We start from the raw sequence: 17,652 nt of genomic DNA, 5'->3' as shown, positions 1-17,652 counted from the left end.
ACGTCAGCTTGGTAAAAATACATCCAATAGCAGTCTCTGCTAGTTTAGATGATAATAACGAAACAAGGATGATGTATGCCCATACACTCAAGAGCCCTGTCGCTCCTGTTTATTAGCACGATTGCCGCACTGTCATTCACGTTAAGCGCTTACAGTGCAGCCGCCAGCCTTAGCGTTGAGAATTTCGCGCAATTACCTGATGCCGATGGGTTAACGCTAACACCTGATGGCCAGAAGGTTGCCGCTTTAGTCCGCGTAGATGCAAAAGATCAAAAAGGCATTGCGGTTCAGGTAACCAACCTCAACACTCAAAAGAAGAAATTTCACCTCTTTACGGATAACAGCAAATATTTTATTTCCAGAGTCCAATGGAAAGACAGTAATACTCTATTAGTGCACACCTTCTACCCCTCCCGCCGAGATACCTGGACCGGCTGGGGGCAAGTGCGTGGCGACACCCGGGAAACACGACTGCTTATTATTAATACCGAGAGCGGCGACGTCACCCGTCCGTTTAAGCACACATTCCTCGACGACTTTCGGGTTTTACCCGTATCTCAAGACCAGATCGTCGACCTCTTACCCGATGACCCGGATCACCTATTGATGGCAATGCCCGGTTTTTCTGGCGGCCCCTATAACGTGGTTTATAAAGTCAACATCCGCAATCAACGCGTCACCGCCGTACAAAACTCAGAGCCTAGTATTATGGGCTGGGGGACCGACCTGCAACACCGAGTGCGTGTTGGCCTACGCTTTAACGACGGCGTTGTTAGCAGCCAAATTTACGACTTAAACACCAAACAATGGCGTGAACTTTGGCCGTACACGCCCTTCTCTAAAGCACAAACCTCTGTTATCGGCTTTGCTAAAAACCCTGATATTGTTTACCTACGCGCCGCTTACAAAGACCGCCTTGCGATTTTTAAAACCAACTTAACAGACCCAAAACTTGAAAAAACGCTGGTTTACGCAGACCCTACCTACGATGTCATGGGCTCGCTGATTTACGACCCGAACACCGCCGATGTTATTGGTGTTAACTCCGCCTCTCATCAGGGCTCTGTGTACTTCTCAGATAAACTGAGTGCATTGCAAAACAGCATCAATAAGCTAATGCCCGACACACAGAACTTTATTTACGATCTGACAGACGACAAAAACCGCTACTTGCTCTATACCACCGGCGCCAAAGAATCAGGCACTTACTATTTAGGTCAGCGCAACCCGGCTAAACTAACGGCGCTAGAATACCGTTACCGCAGCTTACCGCCAGAAGTATTGAGCAGCACGAGAGATTACCACTACAGTGCCCGCGACGGCTTGAGCATTGAAGCCTGGCTGACTCTACCCAAGGGCAAAAAAGCCAAAAAACTCCCAACCATCCTATTTCCCCATGGCGGGCCGCAGGCTAGGGACAGTGCCGCATTCGATTACTGGGCGCAATTTTTTGCCAATCAAGGCTACGCTGTTTTACAAATGAACTTTCGTGGCTCCGTTGGCGAAGGTTTTAGCCACCGCAATGCAGGGTTAAAAAAGTGGGGCCAAGAGATGCAAGACGACATCCAGGACGGCGCCTTACAATTGATTAAAGATGGCATTACCGACCCCGATAAAATTTGCCTCGCAGGTGCCAGCTATGGCGGCTACGCGGCGTTAATGGGCACGGTTAAGACACCGGATTTTTACCAATGCGCGATCAGCTTTGCCGGGGTCAGCGATGTTTTTGAGTGGGTTCGGGGTAACCGCGACTTTCGCTCAGCGCACAACATTGTCGATGAACAGATCGGTGAGCTTGGCGAGCAGTTAAAAGATGTATCACCCGTTAATCACGCCGAGAAAATCAAAGTCCCGATACTGTTAATACACGGCGACTCCGATAGACAAGTGCCCCCAGAACACAGCGAACGCATGTACGATGCTCTGCAGGCATTAGACAAACCGGTAGACTACATCGTATTAGAGAATGAAGGTCACTTTCTTGCAAATGAAGACAGCCGGGTAACAACCTTTAACACCATAAGTCGCTTTCTCAACAAACACCTGCCCATCAACGCGCAATGACACGTAAGGAGAGTGACGAGTTCACTCTCCTTACGTAGTTAAAAAGTGCACCTTAAAAGCCTCAGTTTTCATTATCGCCGGCATTACGCCCATTAGACATGGCTCTAAAACCCACCAGCCCCCAATCTAGCTCAAAGCGATTACACCTAAATCTGACTAGTACAGCATCACGCCTTAAATGTCATCTTCATCGGCCTCTACAGCACTCAGTAACCGTTGATATACATCCGGCACCGCACTTAACACCCGCGACCAATTCGCCATAAAAGGTTTTTCGGTCGGGTCATTCAAAAACTGTTCACCGGCGCGCATGATGCACTGGGTAAACTGCTCTACGGTTTCCTCTTCTTTGTTGCGATCGAGCGTCATGCCGTTAATCACGGCGTCGTTATGGTAGCGATCAATCAAGTCTAACGCTAAGCGATAATAGCTTGCTTTAAGTGTGCGAAACACTTCGGGCGTAAACACCTCACCTTTAATAGCAAGTTTTCGGAAAAACGACTTGGAAATATCGGTACTCATTTTTGACAGGCCAGCATCTAAATCATCCGCCGACAAATCCTGATGCTTATGGTCGTATGCATCGGCGATATCTACCTGACACACCCGCTCATCGGAGTAGCGGCGGTTTACCTCAGACAATACGCCAATCTCTAGCCCCCAATCGCTGGGGATACGAATCGAGCTAACCACATCCATGCTCATCGAGAACTCACCGGCCAGGGCGTAGCGAAAGCTGTCGATAAAATCTAAGTAATCGTTGTGACCACACACTTTTTGCAGCGCGCGCACTAACGGCGATACCAGCAAACGACTCACCCGACCATTTAACTTTCCGCCGGCGGCGCGGTAGTAATAGCCTTTACAGAACATGTAATTAAAGGTGGGGTGGGCAATGGGGTAAAAAAGTTTGGCGACGATATCGCGTTTGTAAGTGACGATATCGCAATCGTGCAGAGCAACAGCGCGGGCTCGGCCTTTGGCTAGGGCATAACCTAAGCAGTACCAGACGTTACGGCCTTTACCCAGTTGTTGCGGCGCGAGCCCGACTTCATCCAACACTTTGTCGACGGCTTTTAAACGCGGGCCATCGTTCCACAAAATTGAGTGTTTTTGTGGCAAGCGGGCAAAGAATTTTTTGGCTTTTTTGTACTGCTCTTCATCGGCGCGATCGAGGCCGATAATAATTTCATCTAAAAATGGCACTTTGGAAAGCTCGTCGACGATGTTTTCCATCGCAGGGCCTTCTAGCTCAGAGTACAAGCAAGGCAACACCAAGCACATGGGTTTTTGCTTACTCCACTCCAGCAACTCGGCCTCTAACTCTTCAATGGGGCGGTCACCTAAATTGTGCAGTGTTCCGATACGGCCATTCTGAAAAAAATCGCTCATTACGCTTCCTCGCCATTGCGCAGCGCTTGCAACGCTGCTTCAACACCGGCGCGCCAACCTCTCGCGCCCTCTTGTGGTGCACGAATCTCATTTAAGAGCTCATCATCGTGCATATAGGTTCCATCTTTGTGCGGCATTACCACTGCCTGATCCACCTCTTTGAGCATTATCAGGTCATTAGGGCTATCACCCAAGGCAATGCTCTTTACTTTCGCCCCATAATGGGACTCATAGGTGTTCAGCAAATAGCGTACCGCATCGGATTTATCGCAATGAGCCATTACGTGATAAAAACGACCACCTTTAACCACCCGTAAATTGTGCTTGCTCAGTTGTTGGGCAAACTCAATTAACGCCGACTCTTTGTCGTGCCACAGCAAAGGCTCTGTCGCTAAACGCTGCATCGCTTGGGCGGCGGCCGCCTCGCTTAAGCCGGTACAGTCGACGACGTTAGCCACGCTCATATCGGCAAAGCCGGTAAAGTCATAATGTCGCTTTAACTCAGCTAACAACATCAGTATTTGTGGCCGCTTGGCGCCTTGCACAAACTGCCATGCGCCATCGCTAAAGGTAAACGAATCAGTCGCGATGCCAAAAGACTTTACCCATGCCTCGGGCATAACAATAAGACTGCCGTTTTCACACACGTAGGGATCGGTAATTACAAGCTCAGCGCACAATTGCGCCATCTCAGCACGGGTTTTACTGGACACTAAAATAAGCGGCGTACCATTTGCGCGAAGTTCGTCAATGGCCGGCATGGCTGCTTTATAGGAGTAATCATCGTGATTTAGTAAGGTGCCATCTAGGTCGGTAAAAACAACCGTATGATAAGCGCGGGAATGGCTATCGGTTGATATCAAGGTAATCTCCCATAGTACAAAATAGCGAGCAATATAGATCAGCCAGTCAGGTGGCAGTCGATCTTGGCGATACTGTGATCACGCTCGAGTTGTAATAATATATCCGAGCGCGCAGGCATTTCTTGCAACATCCAACGAGTTAAACGCTCGTAATGCGCGATAAAACGCTCGATCTGACCGCTGCTCATCACTCGCGAATGTGACAGCTCTTCTGGCGTTAGCGTATCCCGTAACTTTTGCTCTTGCAGTTGACGCCATTGCAATACCTGATCAAACGATGGTGCTTTTAGCATCACCAGAAGGTTAAGCTTATCGAACAACTGCTGATACTCACGCAAACGCTGATTGACGAATTCTCGCCAATGCCCGTCGGCATCCTCATTAACTTCTAGCGAGTTCACAGGCTGCGTTAAATCACTGGCGCGCTGCGCGCGAGCCCCCACACACCATCCCTCAAAAATAATCACTTGCGGTCGCCCGATCACAATATCCCACTGTTCCGGTGGGCGGCGATCGTCCGTCGCTTTGTTAAAGCGCGGGATCATCGTTTGGGTGCCCGGCTGGGCGCCAGCGAGTTGCGCAAACACATCTAACGCTAAGGGTAAATCATGGGTGCCGGGTACGCCGCGCGTGGCCAATAGCGGGTGCACTTGTTCAGCCAACTGCTGGCGACTGGCGAGGGGTAAATATAAATCGTCAATCGAGATTTGGCAGACGGTTAAATCGAATTGCTGCTGTAGCAAGTGTTGCAGTATGTAAGCGGCGGTCGATTTGCCCGTCCCTTGCGCGCCGTTAATGCCGACAATAACCGGCGCGTAAGGGCTGGCCTCGACTTTGCTCGCACAATAGCCAGCCAGCGGTGTATAAGTACGCGTTAGCTGCTCGGCCACGGCCTTTGACAAGCGCAGCTCGCGCTCCAGCAAACCCGCAACCGGGTCGTGACCGCGGGGAGCCCGGCCTAGCTCGGTAAAATAATCGGGCCACAGTGAATCTGGACTAACGGACATGGCAGTCCCCTTTTATGTTGTCGTCACCACCCTTAGTACAAAGCACAAAGCTTGCCAAATAACCTAGACAAAAGTTATGACGCAAAAATGACGAACAACAAGGAGAGCTAACACCAAAGACAAAACGTTTGCATAGAGCGTTAGCTCACCGACAAATGCGCCGTGTACCAGTGTCCCCAGATACGACAACGGGTGTCGCCGTGTAAACCTGTTCGGTGCCGAACTTGCCATGGCGCAGGCACAACAGGGCTCGCAAAATGCGCTTGCGGATACAAGCGGCGCAATGCCGCCCCCCAATAATAAATGCGTCGACGAGCCCCCGGGGATAAATAATCGTACACAATATCGCAGCGAGCGTTATTAGGTGTTTGACTACACAGGGCTAAAAGCATTTGCCACTGATCGGCCGAGAGCCAAGCAGCCGGACTTTCGGCCATTATAAGCACCGCCCCCTGCCATTGCTGCAGCGCTTTTTGCACATCACTGGTGAGCTGCTCGGCACTGACCCCGCGACAACGGTAATGGTCGGTTAACGGCAAATAGGCCTGCTGCGCCTTTACAAGCTCAGGGGAGCCCAGCTCAAGCCAATGGAACCTGGGCCAGTCCAACTGCTGACTCAAACGATGAAACCGCGTGTTCAAGCCAGCACCGATATTAATGACCAAGGCGTTTGGCTCCTCTTGTAAAAACGTCAGACAACGTGCATCAAGCGCGCGGCTGCGCACCACGGCTAACGGCTCCGCACGCGAGACTGACGTGCGATCACCGCCCGAGACGATGCTCATCAGTTGGGCGGCCGCGCTATCGACCAAGCCGAGCTCTGGCCAGCGCTGCGCGGCTATAGCATGACTGTACAAACGGTCCAGCTGAGCTCTGGCCAACCACTCACTCACGGCACCAGCACCGGCGCAGCTGCAGATACCGTGGCTAAAGGCGGCTCCGCATCGCACTTTAGAGCTAGCGACAGCGCATAACCCACGGCGTATAAATAGGGATTACCCACCGTTTCCAGTATCGGGCTGCCGCTAAGTCGCCGAAGCGTTTCGCGCGTTGCCCATCGTGCCAACCGGACACTTCCAAAGCGTTGTAAAAGATAATCCTGAAGCTCTCCCTGCATATGCGTTAACTCGGCCGACTCGCGCACTTAACCTCCTCCTAACAAAGCACAAAAAGATAATGATTCTCATTGTCTACAAATACCTAGAAATTGCAAGCGGATAAACCGATAGGTGCGGAGTACACCTCAAAAGGTCGACGGCAGGATTAAGAAACAAAAATGCTCAAAGGGCACGAAAAAACACAACAGATCAGGTCAGCGCGACCCGATCTTTAATGGGGGAATCAATCAATATACACAGAAAGGCATACGGCGGTTTTAGGGGTTACTTACAGAATGTTCCAGCTTTTTAACTCAACACCATGTTGTCGCGGTGAATGAGCTCTTCATCACTTTGGTAACCCAGCAACACGGTAATTTGGCTGCTTGGTTGCCCAATAATTTTGCGGGTATCATCAATAGAATAGTTCACCAACCCCCGTGCAACCTCGCGACCGCTACTGTCAGTGCACACCACCATATCGCCGCGACGAAAGGTGCCCTGCACGGCTTTAACCCCTACCGGTAACAGACTTTTGCCTTGGCCTGACAACACCGCCACCGCGCCGTCGTCTAGCACTAAGGTGCCGCGGGTTTGCAAGTGCCCGGCCAACCAGCGCTTGCGAGCCGCTTGTGGCTCTTGATCAGCCCATAGGTAGGTACCAATATTGTCGCCCGAGGCTAATCGCTTTAACGCATTATCTTGTCTTCCACCGAGAATAATAGTGTCGGCACCCGAGCGCGCAGCGACACGCGCAGCCCGCACCTTGGTAATCATACCGCCACGCCCAAGGCTACCGCCGTCACCGGCCATCGCATCGAGGGAGGGGTCGGCCGCCGCCACTTCAGATATCAGCTTTGCGGCGCGATTGCTGCGCGGGTCGGCGTCAAACATACCGTCCTGATCGGTCAGTATCACCAATAGGTCGGCATCAATCAGGTTGGCCACCAAGGCACCTAAGGTGTCGTTATCGCCAAAACGAATTTCGTCGGTTACCACGGTATCGTTTTCATTCACCACGGATACGACACCTAGCTCCAGCAAGGTAATCAGTGTTGAACGTGCATTAAGGTAGCGCTCACGGGATGATAAATCATCGTGATCAAGCAGTACCTGGGCGGTGTGCAGACCAAACCGGGCAAACTCAGCCTCGTAGTTTTGAATCAGCCCCATTTGACCGACGGCCGCTGCCGCCTGCAACCGGTGCAGCTCGGTGGGCCGCTCGCTCCAACCAAGCCGAGTCATGCCCGCCGCGACCGCGCCCGATGACACCAGCACCAACTCTATACCCTGCTTTTTTAGTTCGGCCATTTGTTCGGCCCAGTGGGCAATGCCGGCGTAGTTTAGGCCTTTACCGTCATTGGTCAGTAGCGCACTGCCAATTTTTATCACCCAACGGCGGGCGGTCTTTATTTGATCGCGTCGACTCATGAACCTTTACACTCAGCCTTTACACTTTAGCCATTAGGGAACGTAGACCACTTCAACATCGTCATCATCATCGTCGTAAAAGTCGTCGTCATCGTGACTTTCACCCTCTTTGGCAGCCTTACGTGCCGCTCGGTGCTCCTCGCGCAAAGTATCAATACGCTCGCGAACTTCGGCTTGCATTTTATCTTGAAAATCGTACTCGACTTGCTTGAGCTCAGGGTCTTCGCGCTCGGCCTGCCAGCGCGCCTCAAGACTCTTCATCAAGGCCGAGGCCAGCGCCTCCGTGCCCAGACCGCTAGCGGCGGCTATGTGATACACCGGCCCTTCCCAGCCCAGCGCATCGACAATTTCTTGGCAGCGCTGCTCGCGTTCATCATCGGGCAGCAAGTCAATTTTATTCAGCACCAGCCAGCGCTCACGCTCGGCCAGTGACGGACTAAAGGTGGTAATCTCGCGGGAGATCGCTTGCACATTTGCCACTGGGTCAGAGCCATCGGGTGGCATTACATCCACCAAGTGCAATAAAACACGACAGCGGGTTAAGTGCTTTAAAAAGCGTATCCCTAAGCCTGCGCCATCGGCCGCACCTTCAATCACACCGGGGATATCGGCCACCACAAAACTGCGGTGTTCCTGCACTTTTACCACGCCCAAGTTGGGTATTAATGTGGTAAACGGGTAGTCAGCCACCTTCGGCTTGGCCGAGCTAACCGAGCGAATAAAGGTACTCTTACCCGCATTAGGCAAGCCCAGCAGGCCAACGTCGGCCAGCACTTTCATCTCAAGCTTAATTTCGCGTACTTCGCCTTCACTGCCATTTGATGTCTGGCGTGGCGCACGGTTGGTACTGGATTTAAAGCGGGCATTACCCAACCCGTGAAAGCCGCCCTGAGCGACCTTAAGCACCTGGTCAATCTCCGTTAAATCACCCAGCGTCTCGCCGGTATCAACGTCAATCACGGTGGTGCCGACCGGTACCGGCAGGATTAAATCTTCGCCGCCCTTACCACGACAATCTTTACCGCGACCGCCCTCGCCGCTCTGGGCGCGAAAACGCCGCGTGTAACGGTAATCGATCAGCGTATTTAGGTTTTCGTCAGCTTTTAAAAAGATACTGCCGCCATCGCCGCCGTCACCACCATCGGGGCCACCTTTAGCGATGTATTTTTCACGGCGAAAACTCAAGCAGCCATTACCGCCCTTACCCGCCTCGACAACAATGGGTGCCTCATCGACAAATTTCACAGCAACTCCCGCGCTATTGGCTTATACGCCCCGTGGCGTAAAACATTATTCTAACAAATAAAGAGGTCTAACAAACAAAAAGAGCCCCATCGCGTACGACGGGGCTCTTTTCAGTTCGGCGCAGGGGCAAAACCCCTCAGCCGAGCAACAGGTGCAGACGTTTTAAGCGCTTACAACGCTAACAAAACGACGGTTGTGCTCACCTTTTACGTCAAATTTAATTTGACCGTCTGCCTTGGCAAACAAAGTGTGATCTTTACCGATACCTACGTTGGCGCCAGCGTGGAACTTAGTGCCGCGCTGACGAACAATGATGCTACCTGCAGAAACTGTTTGGCCGCCGAAACATTTAACGCCAAGGCGTTTACTTTCCGAATCGCGACCGTTACGAGTACTACCGCCTGCTTTTTTATGAGCCATGAGTCAACTCCTAGATTAACCTGTGATACCGGTGATTTTTACTTCAGTAAACCACTGACGGTGGCCCTGACGCTTCATAGAGTGCTTACGGCGACGGAATTTGATGATTTTCACCTTATCCGCACGACCGTGGCTGACTACCTCGGCAGTCACTTTGGCACCAGCGACAACCGGACCGCCAATTTTGACGTCGTCACCGTTGGCAACCAGGTAAACTTTATCGAATTCGATTTTCTCGCCAGTGGCGACTTCGATTTTTTCGAGCTTCAGGGTTTCACCTTCCACTACACGGTGTTGCTTACCACCGCTTTCAAAAATTGCGTACATAAATGCTCCAATCGTCTTGGACGGCACGAAGTTACGCAGCTTTGCCGCGTATTCAACTGACTTGCGCCGTATCATCAGCTTTAGGGGCGGCGATTTTAGGCGAAACCGCCGGCTATAGCAAGGCCCAAAAGAAATTATTTGACAGGCCACTGGCAACCGCACGCCCCTTGGTGTTATGGCCTGTGAGGCCCTATAATGCCGGGTCTTTTATAATCGTATTACTATCATCAACTCATAACCGCAGGGAATTTTGGCCCCAATGCAAGAGCAATATCATCCGTCCGAGGTAGAATCTAGCGCCCAGCAACACTGGGAAGAACATCAAAGCTTTGCCGTGCGCGAAGACACCAGCCGCGAGAAGTTCTACTGCCTGGCCATGTTCCCCTACCCCAGCGGCAAACTGCACATGGGGCACGTGCGCAACTATACCATCTCGGACGTGATCGCCCGCTTCCAGCGTATGCAGGGCAAAAACGTTTTGCACCCCATGGGTTGGGATGCCTTTGGCCTGCCGGCCGAAAACGCCGCTATCAAAAACAACACCGCACCGGCTAAGTGGACTTACTCTAACGTCGACTATATGAAAGGTCAGCTCAAGCAGCTGGGCTTTGGTTTTGACTGGTCCCGCGAGCTGGCCACCTGCCAGAGCGATTATTACCGCTGGGAGCAGTGGTTTTTTACCCGCCTGTACGAGAAAGGCTTGGTGTATAAAAAGAACTCTGCCGTTAACTGGTGCCCCACGGACCAAACCGTGCTGGCCAACGAGCAAGTAGAAGACGGCTGCTGCTGGCGCTGCGGCACCACCGTACAGCGCCGCGAGCTGGCCCAGTGGTTTATTAAAATCACCGCCTACGCCGACGAGCTATTAAAAGACCTCGACAAGCTACCCCACTGGCCCGAGCAAGTAAAAACCATGCAGCGCAACTGGATCGGTAAAAGCCGCGGTATTGATATGCGCTTTGATCTGGCCCAACCCGTGGGTGAGCACGCAGGCTTTGACGTTTACACGACGCGCCCCGACACCATTATGGGGGTAACCTACGTCAGCCTCGCCGCCGAGCACCCAATTGCCGCCGAGCTTGCCAGCAACAACCCGGATCTGGCTGCTTTTATAGCCGACTGCAAAGAGCAATCGGTCGCTGAGGCCGACATGGCCGCCATGGACAAAAAAGGCATGGATACCGGCCTAAAAGCACTGCACCCTATAACCGGTGATGAAGTCTCGGTATGGGTCGCCAATTACGTACTGATGGATTACGGCTCGGGTGCGGTGATGGCCGTGCCCGCCCACGACCAGCGCGACTTTGAATTTGCCAAGAAATACGACTTGCCGATTCATCAGGTCATTGCCCCCAAAGACGGCGCCGAGATCGATTTAACCCAAGAGGCTTTTGTCGATAAAGGCGTGCTGGTTAACTCCGGCGAGTACGACGGCCTCGATTTTAAAGCCGCCTTCGATGCCATTGCCCAAACCCTTAAAACCGCGCAAAAAGGCAAGGTGCAAACCAACTACCGCTTGCGCGATTGGGGCGTTTCACGCCAGCGTTACTGGGGCACGCCCATCCCAATGCTAAACTTGCCCAATGGCGGTGAGATAGCCGTCCCCGCCAGCAAGTTGCCCGTGCTATTGCCAGAAGATGTGGTTATGGACGGTGTCCAATCGCCCATCAAAGCCGACCCCGAGTGGCGCAAAACCGAGATCGACGGCCAAGCCGCCGAGCGCGAAACCGATACCTTCGACACTTTTATGGAGTCGTCTTGGTACTACGCGCGCTACACCTGCCCCAACTACGCCGACGGCATGCTCGACTCTGATGCCGCCAATTACTGGCTGCCAGTGGACCAATACGTGGGCGGTATTGAGCACGCCATCTTGCATCTTTTATACGCGCGCTTTTTTCACAAGCTAATGCGCGACGAAGGCCTAGTTGAATGCGACGAACCCTTCGAGCGCTTACTGTGCCAGGGCATGGTGCTGAAAGACGGCACCAAAATGAGCAAATCCAAGGGCAACACTGTCGACCCGGCCGAGCTGATCGAGCAATACGGCGCCGACACCGTGCGGTTATTCTCAATGTTTGCCGCACCGCCCGAACAGAGCATGGAGTGGAGCGACTCAGGCGTTGAGGGCGCGCACCGCTTTTTGCGCCGCCTATGGAAAAACGTCCACGCCCATTTGGCGGCTGGCACACCGGACAAGCTCGACACCGAAAGCCTCAACGATGCTCAGCGCGACTTGCGCCGCAAAACCCACGAGACCATTCATAAGGTCAGTGACGATTACGGCCGCCGCCAGACCTTTAACACCGCTATCGCTGCGGTTATGGAGCTTATGAACGAGGTGGCCAAGCTGGCCGACCGCGCCACCGGCCAGGGCCTTGCGGTTGAGCGTGAAGCCTTAAACGCGGCCACATTGTTGCTGGCCCCGATCGTGCCGCATATTAGCCAGTCGCTATGGCAGGCACTGGGACACAATGACATCCCCTTGGATGCTCCGTGGCCCAGCGTGGATGAGTCAGCCCTAAAGCGCAGCAGCATCGAAATTGTGGTTCAGGTCAACGGCAAAGTGCGCGATAAAGTGCAAGCCCCGGTGGATGCCGAGCGCGATGATGTCGAGGCGTTAGCGCTGGCGCAAGAGAACGTGCAACGCTTTATCGACGGCGCCACTGTGCGTAAAGTCATCGTCGTTCCCAACAAACTCGTCAACATCGTTGCCAATTAAAAGGAACCGCTCATGAAGGCGCTGATTCTTAGCCTGTCGCTGCTACTACTGACCAGTGCCTGCGGTTGGCACCTGCGCGGCAGCCTAAACCCGCCGCTGGAGTTTGAGCGTATCCGGGTGGTCAGCTCTGAAGAGCATACCGAACTGCTGCGCGAGCTCACCCGCTCGCTGGCAAGCCAAGATATTGAGATTGTCGCCGCCGACGAAAACCCCGAGTACATTTTAGCACTGGGTGACGAAACCACCCGCCGCCGTACCGTGGGCATCGGCGCCGACACTTTGGCGAGCGCTTACTCGATTACCTTAATGGTGCGCTACCAAATTTTAACCCCCGACAATGTTCCCGTGGGCGCGCAAGAGCAGGCGCGCGTTACCCGCAGTTACGACGCGTCCGACTCCACTGGCATTGAGCGTGAAGAAGAAATCCTAATGAGCGAAATGCGCGTTGACCTTGTGCAACAAATGATGCGCCGCGCTTACATTTTACTTCAGGACGACAACGGCGCCGATGGCAAAACTGCGCAGTGATCAACTCAGCCGCGCGCTGAGTGGCGCGCTGGCACCGATCTACCTTGTCAGTGGCGACGAGCCCTTATTGGTGCAAGAGGCCAGCGATGCCATTCGCAACGCTGCCCGCGAGCAAGAGTACAGCGAACGCGAGCTGCATCATATCGACCCCGGATTTGACTGGGGCGTACTGCACGCCAGCGCCAACAGCTTGTCATTGTTTGCCAGCAAAAAAATCATTGAGCTGCGCATCCCCAACGGCAAACCCGGCGACAAAGGTTCGCGCGCACTTACCGAGTACGCCAGCGCCCCGCCGGAGGACACGATTTTACTGATCGTCACCGGCAAGCTCGACGGCACCGCGCAGCGCAGTAAGTGGTACAAAGCACTTGAGGGCGCCGGCGCGCACGTAACCATTTGGCCGGTAGACGCAGCGCAACTGCCGCGCTGGATTGGCGCGCGCCTGCAAAGCGCGGGGTTAACCGCTGACAGTAGCGCTATCGACTTATTAGTCTCGCGGGTCGAGGGCAACTTACTGGCTGCCGTACAAGAAATCGAAAAATTAAAACTACTCACTGACGACGGCGTTATCACCAGCCAGCTTATGGCCTCGGTGGTGGCCGACAGCGCCCGCTACGATATTTTTACCTTGGCCGATAAAGCACTTGCCGGAGACGCTCGCGGCGCCGTTAAAAGTCTGCACGGACTGCGCTCCGAGGGCACCGAGGCACCCGCCGTGCTGTGGGCACTAACTCGCGACATCCGCCAACTGTTGCAGTGCGCGCAATTGATTCAGCAAGGGCGCCATAAAGATTGGGCGATGAAACAGGCTGGCGTCTGGGCCAAGCGCCAGGCCATTATGGGCACCGCGTTAAATCGCCTAAGCGGAGGCCAACTGCAACTGCTGTTGCGCCAAGCCAACGGTGTCGATCGCGCCATCAAAGGTATGCGCAACGCCAGCCCGTGGGATGAGCTGCTCGATCTAGTGCTCAGCTTTTCCGGTGTGGTAAGCTTAAAACCCGCCAACGTACGGCTTGGCTTAAAACTCTAACCCTCAACAAGACCTCTCCGCCATGAAGACACGTATAAACGCCCTACTCATCAGCTTTCTGCTCGCCTTTGTAACCGGTTACCCAGTATTTGCTAGCGGCCTACCCTCCACCGACCCAGTACCACGCACCAAGCAGTTTGAGTGGATGAGCCTCTCAACTTGGTATCAAAAACACGCCGACGACGTAAAAATCGCCGAAGCGGGTAAAGCGCGCGTGGTATTTTTAGGCGACTCCATCACCGACAACTGGAACAAAGCCCAAGCCACCTGGGACGCCACCTTTGGTCCCTATCATCCGGCCAACTTTGGTATTGGCGGCGACTTAACGCAAAATCTGCTGTGGCGCCTGGATCACGGCGCCATTGAAAAGCTTGACCCGGAAGTTGTGGTGATTTTAATCGGCGTTAACAACTTTTTGCACAACGACACCAACGCCCAAGACACTTTCACCGGTGTGAGCGAAGTGGTTAAACGCGCATTAAACGGCTACCCCAACGCCCATATCGTGCTGCAAGGTATCTTCCCCTACGGCGAAATGCCGGGCACCCCGGAGCGCCAGCGAGTAAGTGCGACAAACCAGCTAATCAAACGCTTAGCCGACAACGACCGCATCGACTATTACGACTTTGGCCCACTGTTTTTAGAGGCCGATGGCCGCATTAGCGCCGAGATTATGGAAGACCGCCTACACCCCTCCGTGCGCGGCTACCAAATATGGGCCGAAGCGTTGCAACCGATTTTGTCAGCGCTACTGGATGCCAAGGGGTCGTAAACCATGCGAATCGCTTTACTTATAAGCCTTGGCCTCATCGCTCTAGGGGGCTGCGCCGAGCAACAAACCAAAGCCCAACTCCAGACCATAGCGGCACAGGATCACCAGATCCGCTGGAGTGGTCGCACCCAAGCGCTCCCGGACGGCGCGATGCGTTTTGGCTACCCAAGCGTAAGCGCCAACCTTAACATTAGCGGTGGCGAGCTCTCAGTGCTCGCCTCCAGCAGCAAAGCGCAAAGCTACCTAGCGGTAACGGTGGACGATCAGCCACCCCGCCGGTTTGAGTTATCGACCCAGCCCCAACTGTACACGCTGGTCAAAAACGACGGCGAGGCTCACCGCATCAGATTGAGCCACTTATCCGAGACTTGGCGCGGCGTGATTACGCTGGAGCACTTTGAACTTACCGGCGGTAAGCTGCTCGCACCACCACCGGCACCTAAACGCAAACTTCTGGTGATTGGCGACTCGGTTACCTGCGGTGAGGGCGTACACCGGCCGGCAGACCACAGCTGCGCCGAGAACGCGAGCTGGCCCGATCCCGATCATTCTTACGGCATGCTACTCGGGCAAAAGCTCAACGCCGAGACTCAGCTTGTGTGCTACGGCGGCCGGGGCTTAACCCGCAGCTGGGACGGCAACACCCGCGACCCCCAAGCGCCGCAATTTTTTAACCAAGCCGTGGCCAACAACGAGGCGCCACCGGCCGACTTAACCGCGTTTGTGCCCGATGTGATCTTAATCTCACTCGGCACCAACGATTTCAGCCTGGGGATCGGCCAACTGCCCGAGCGCGAGCACTTTGTGTCCACCTACGTAGACTTTACCCAGCGCCTGCTCACGCTCTATCCCAGCACCGAGATTGCTGTAACAGAGGGCGCCATCGTCAACGATAACGCCGACCCCAGTCGCCCCCAAAAGACCGTGCTGCGCGACTACATTGCCGCCACAGTCGCGCAGGTCAACAACCCCCGTTTACGCCAGATTTTGTCGCAATACCACCCCGGCGATCAATGCGACGCCCATCCTACCGGTCAGCAGCACCGTGCCATGGCCCGAGAGCTACTGCCCGAGATTCAGCCGCTGTTCTAAACGCGACTCCTACCTTGCCCCGGGCCGCAAGCGGCCCGGAAATAAAATGCGCCAAAAAATCGAACCATCACATTAATTCACCTTCTAATGCTTGTAATAGTGGCTCGCGTAACGCAAAGTTAACCAAGCCTCTTAGTTTTCGTCACAACCGCGCAAATCGTAACCGTAACGAAGACTTTACAACCATGGTGCAACATTAGGTGGAAAATATGAGTGAGAGCAAAGCGTCCAATAACACAGTAGTTTTAGTGATTGCGGTTATCGTTATCGTGCTGCTGGGAGGCTTTATATACTGGTATAAAACATCCGCTCCAGAGCCCGAGCTGGCGCCGCCACCGCCAGTCGCTACTCCGGCACCCGTAGCACCTATGCCGCAGCCCAAGCCTGCCCCAGAGCCAGAACCCGAGCCCGAGCCCGAAGTAGAACCAGAACCCGCACCGCCTGCGGCCGAGGTAGAGCCGCCAGAGCCCAAGGTTGAGCTGCCACCACTGGACAGCAGCGATGCGTTTGTCGGCGAGCAACTAAAACCCGAAATCGACGCCCCACTATTGGGCTTAATTGTGCCCGAAGAAGTCGTGCGCAAAACGGTACGCGCCGTTATTGGTGTATCCGACAACCGCCTGGTTAATCAATACCGCCCTGTCATGTCGCCACTGCCCACCATGAAAGTCGTAGAAACCACCAGTGGCCCCGACGCCGAGTACCGCTTAACCGACGATAACTTTAAACGCTATGAGCGCCACCTAAAGCTAATGGAGTCTATCGAGCCCGCAACACTCGCCGGCATGTACCAAGAAATGGCGCCGATTTTTAACGAAGCCTACGCTGAGCAAGGCCTTGAAGGCGACTTTAAAGAAGTTGCCCTGAATGCGATCAATAACATGCTCGCCACCCCAGAGGTAAACAAACCGCTAACGCTGCAGCGCCCCGCGGTCATGTACACCTTCGCCGACCCCAAGCTCGAAGCCCTACCCGACCCGCAAAAACTTATGCTGCGTATTGGGCCCGAGAATCGCAAACGAGTTAAGGCGTATTTGGAAGAGCTGAAAGTGGAGCTGGAGAAGATTGATTAACGGGAGACGGAGAATGGTTAACGGGTAACGAAAGGGCCAGATCAGGGTTTTGATCTGGCATCCTAAAGCTCGCAATAGCGGAAAATTAGGAGCGTATCGAGTAAATTTTCCGACTGCTTGCGCTTGTTATACGTTACCTGCATCAACTTCTTTATATCCAAATCCGGCCAAAAGCGGACATTAGTGGTAAATTACTGCACCTTGACTAATCTACTAACTGGTTAGATTCAATGTGTAAGAACCTTCTGGGTAGTAGGGGCCAACACAGTAAGGAGTATCATTGAGGTCTTCTGCAATCATAGATGTTGTGAAGATTAACTGATAATCGGCCGCCACACCTTTGCATGCATCGATTATTAGATGCTGGAAGTTTTGGCTACGCTTAGCAACCATTCCTTTATCCTCAATGTTATCCATTATTAGAAAATTAGGAATTCTAGATTCATCGTCTTGGAGAGCCTGCAGGAAGAATGAGAAGCGCAGACTATTCTTCAGTATAACCATCGAGCTTGCAGAGAATTTGCTTCGACCGTTGAGGGTGTTCAAAACTCTGTGTCAGCCAACTAGCTTCATAGGCTAATGTGTTTTT

The 17,652-nt window shown here is 53.6% G+C and carries 15 protein-coding genes; 7 read left to right on the top strand and 8 right to left on the bottom strand.

Annotation, left to right across the window (positions count from 1 at the left end; genetic code table 11):
• Window positions 1-75: 75 nt before the first annotated feature.
• Window positions 76-2,064: a S9 family peptidase gene (locus AACY82_RS00075; protein ID WP_339614706.1), complete on the top strand. Its 1,989-nt coding sequence runs from the start codon at window positions 76-78 to the stop codon at window positions 2,062-2,064.
• A gap of 174 nt (window positions 2,065-2,238) precedes the next feature.
• Here AACY82_RS00075 and AACY82_RS00070 read toward each other — a convergent pair whose 3' ends face one another.
• The 8 genes from AACY82_RS00070 to rplU all read right to left on the bottom strand — a co-directional run bounded on the left by AACY82_RS00070 (window position 2,239) and on the right by rplU (window position 9,846).
• The gene (locus AACY82_RS00070; RefSeq protein WP_339614705.1) at window positions 2,239-3,456 is read right to left on the bottom strand and encodes a glycosyl transferase; all 1,218 of its coding nucleotides are present in this window, start codon (window positions 3,454-3,456) and stop codon (window positions 2,239-2,241) included.
• Window positions 3,456-4,319: an HAD-IIB family hydrolase gene (locus AACY82_RS00065; RefSeq protein WP_339614704.1), complete on the bottom strand. Its 864-nt coding sequence runs from the start codon at window positions 4,317-4,319 to the stop codon at window positions 3,456-3,458. The genes AACY82_RS00070 and AACY82_RS00065 overlap by 1 nt, the downstream gene beginning before the upstream one ends.
• A gap of 38 nt (window positions 4,320-4,357) precedes the next feature.
• Complete coding sequence (locus AACY82_RS00060; RefSeq protein ID WP_339614702.1) at window positions 4,358-5,326, bottom strand: phosphoribulokinase; 969 nt, start codon at window positions 5,324-5,326, stop codon at window positions 4,358-4,360.
• A gap of 140 nt (window positions 5,327-5,466) precedes the next feature.
• On the bottom strand, window positions 5,467-6,219 hold the full coding sequence (locus tag AACY82_RS00055) for a class I SAM-dependent methyltransferase (RefSeq protein WP_339614701.1): 753 nt from the start codon (window positions 6,217-6,219) through the stop codon (window positions 5,467-5,469).
• 513 nt (window positions 6,220-6,732) lie between these two features.
• Window positions 6,733-7,854 carry a glutamate 5-kinase gene (gene proB / locus AACY82_RS00050; RefSeq protein ID WP_339614700.1) on the bottom strand — a complete coding sequence of 374 codons (1,122 nt, stop codon included), beginning with the start codon at window positions 7,852-7,854 and terminating at the stop codon, window positions 6,733-6,735.
• A 33-nt stretch (window positions 7,855-7,887) separates the two neighbouring features.
• Window positions 7,888-9,099 (bottom strand): Obg family GTPase CgtA, encoded by a 1,212-nt coding sequence (gene cgtA, locus AACY82_RS00045; RefSeq protein ID WP_339614699.1) that lies wholly within the window; start codon window positions 9,097-9,099, stop codon window positions 7,888-7,890.
• 162 nt (window positions 9,100-9,261) lie between these two features.
• The gene (gene rpmA, locus AACY82_RS00040) at window positions 9,262-9,519 is read right to left on the bottom strand and encodes a 50S ribosomal protein L27 (RefSeq protein ID WP_041522800.1); all 258 of its coding nucleotides are present in this window, start codon (window positions 9,517-9,519) and stop codon (window positions 9,262-9,264) included.
• Window positions 9,520-9,534: 15 nt separating this feature from the next.
• Window positions 9,535-9,846, bottom strand: a complete 312-nt coding sequence (gene rplU / locus AACY82_RS00035; protein ID WP_339614697.1) for a 50S ribosomal protein L21 — start codon at window positions 9,844-9,846, stop codon at window positions 9,535-9,537.
• Between the two features lie 259 nt (window positions 9,847-10,105).
• On the opposite strand from rplU, the gene leuS reads away from it, so the two are divergent.
• From leuS to AACY82_RS00005, 6 genes are all read left to right on the top strand, one after another.
• Entirely contained in the window at window positions 10,106-12,568 is a 2,463-nt protein-coding gene (gene leuS, locus AACY82_RS00030; protein ID WP_339614696.1) for a leucine--tRNA ligase, read from the top strand.
• A gap of 12 nt (window positions 12,569-12,580) precedes the next feature.
• Entirely contained in the window at window positions 12,581-13,096 is a 516-nt protein-coding gene (gene lptE, locus AACY82_RS00025; RefSeq protein ID WP_339614695.1) for an LPS assembly lipoprotein LptE, read from the top strand.
• A complete protein-coding gene (gene holA / locus AACY82_RS00020; RefSeq protein ID WP_339614694.1) occupies window positions 13,077-14,126 on the top strand; it encodes a DNA polymerase III subunit delta in 1,050 nt (349 codons plus the stop codon). Before lptE ends, holA begins: the two co-directional genes overlap by 20 nt.
• A gap of 22 nt (window positions 14,127-14,148) precedes the next feature.
• Window positions 14,149-14,898: a GDSL-type esterase/lipase family protein gene (locus tag AACY82_RS00015; RefSeq protein WP_339614693.1), complete on the top strand. Its 750-nt coding sequence runs from the start codon at window positions 14,149-14,151 to the stop codon at window positions 14,896-14,898.
• A gap of 3 nt (window positions 14,899-14,901) precedes the next feature.
• Window positions 14,902-15,990: an SGNH/GDSL hydrolase family protein gene (locus tag AACY82_RS00010; protein WP_339614692.1), complete on the top strand. Its 1,089-nt coding sequence runs from the start codon at window positions 14,902-14,904 to the stop codon at window positions 15,988-15,990.
• Window positions 15,991-16,199: 209 nt separating this feature from the next.
• On the top strand, window positions 16,200-17,063 hold the full coding sequence (locus AACY82_RS00005) for a DUF3014 domain-containing protein (protein ID WP_339614691.1): 864 nt from the start codon (window positions 16,200-16,202) through the stop codon (window positions 17,061-17,063).
• Window positions 17,064-17,652 lie beyond the last annotated feature (589 nt).

The sequence above is a fragment of the uncultured Gilvimarinus sp. genome, assembly GCF_963972205.1.
In the GTDB taxonomy this organism is placed as follows: domain Bacteria; phylum Pseudomonadota; class Gammaproteobacteria; order Pseudomonadales; family Cellvibrionaceae; genus Gilvimarinus; species Gilvimarinus japonicus.
Note: the sequence above shows the minus strand (reverse complement) of the source record. Positions and strands in the feature narration are given on the sequence as shown.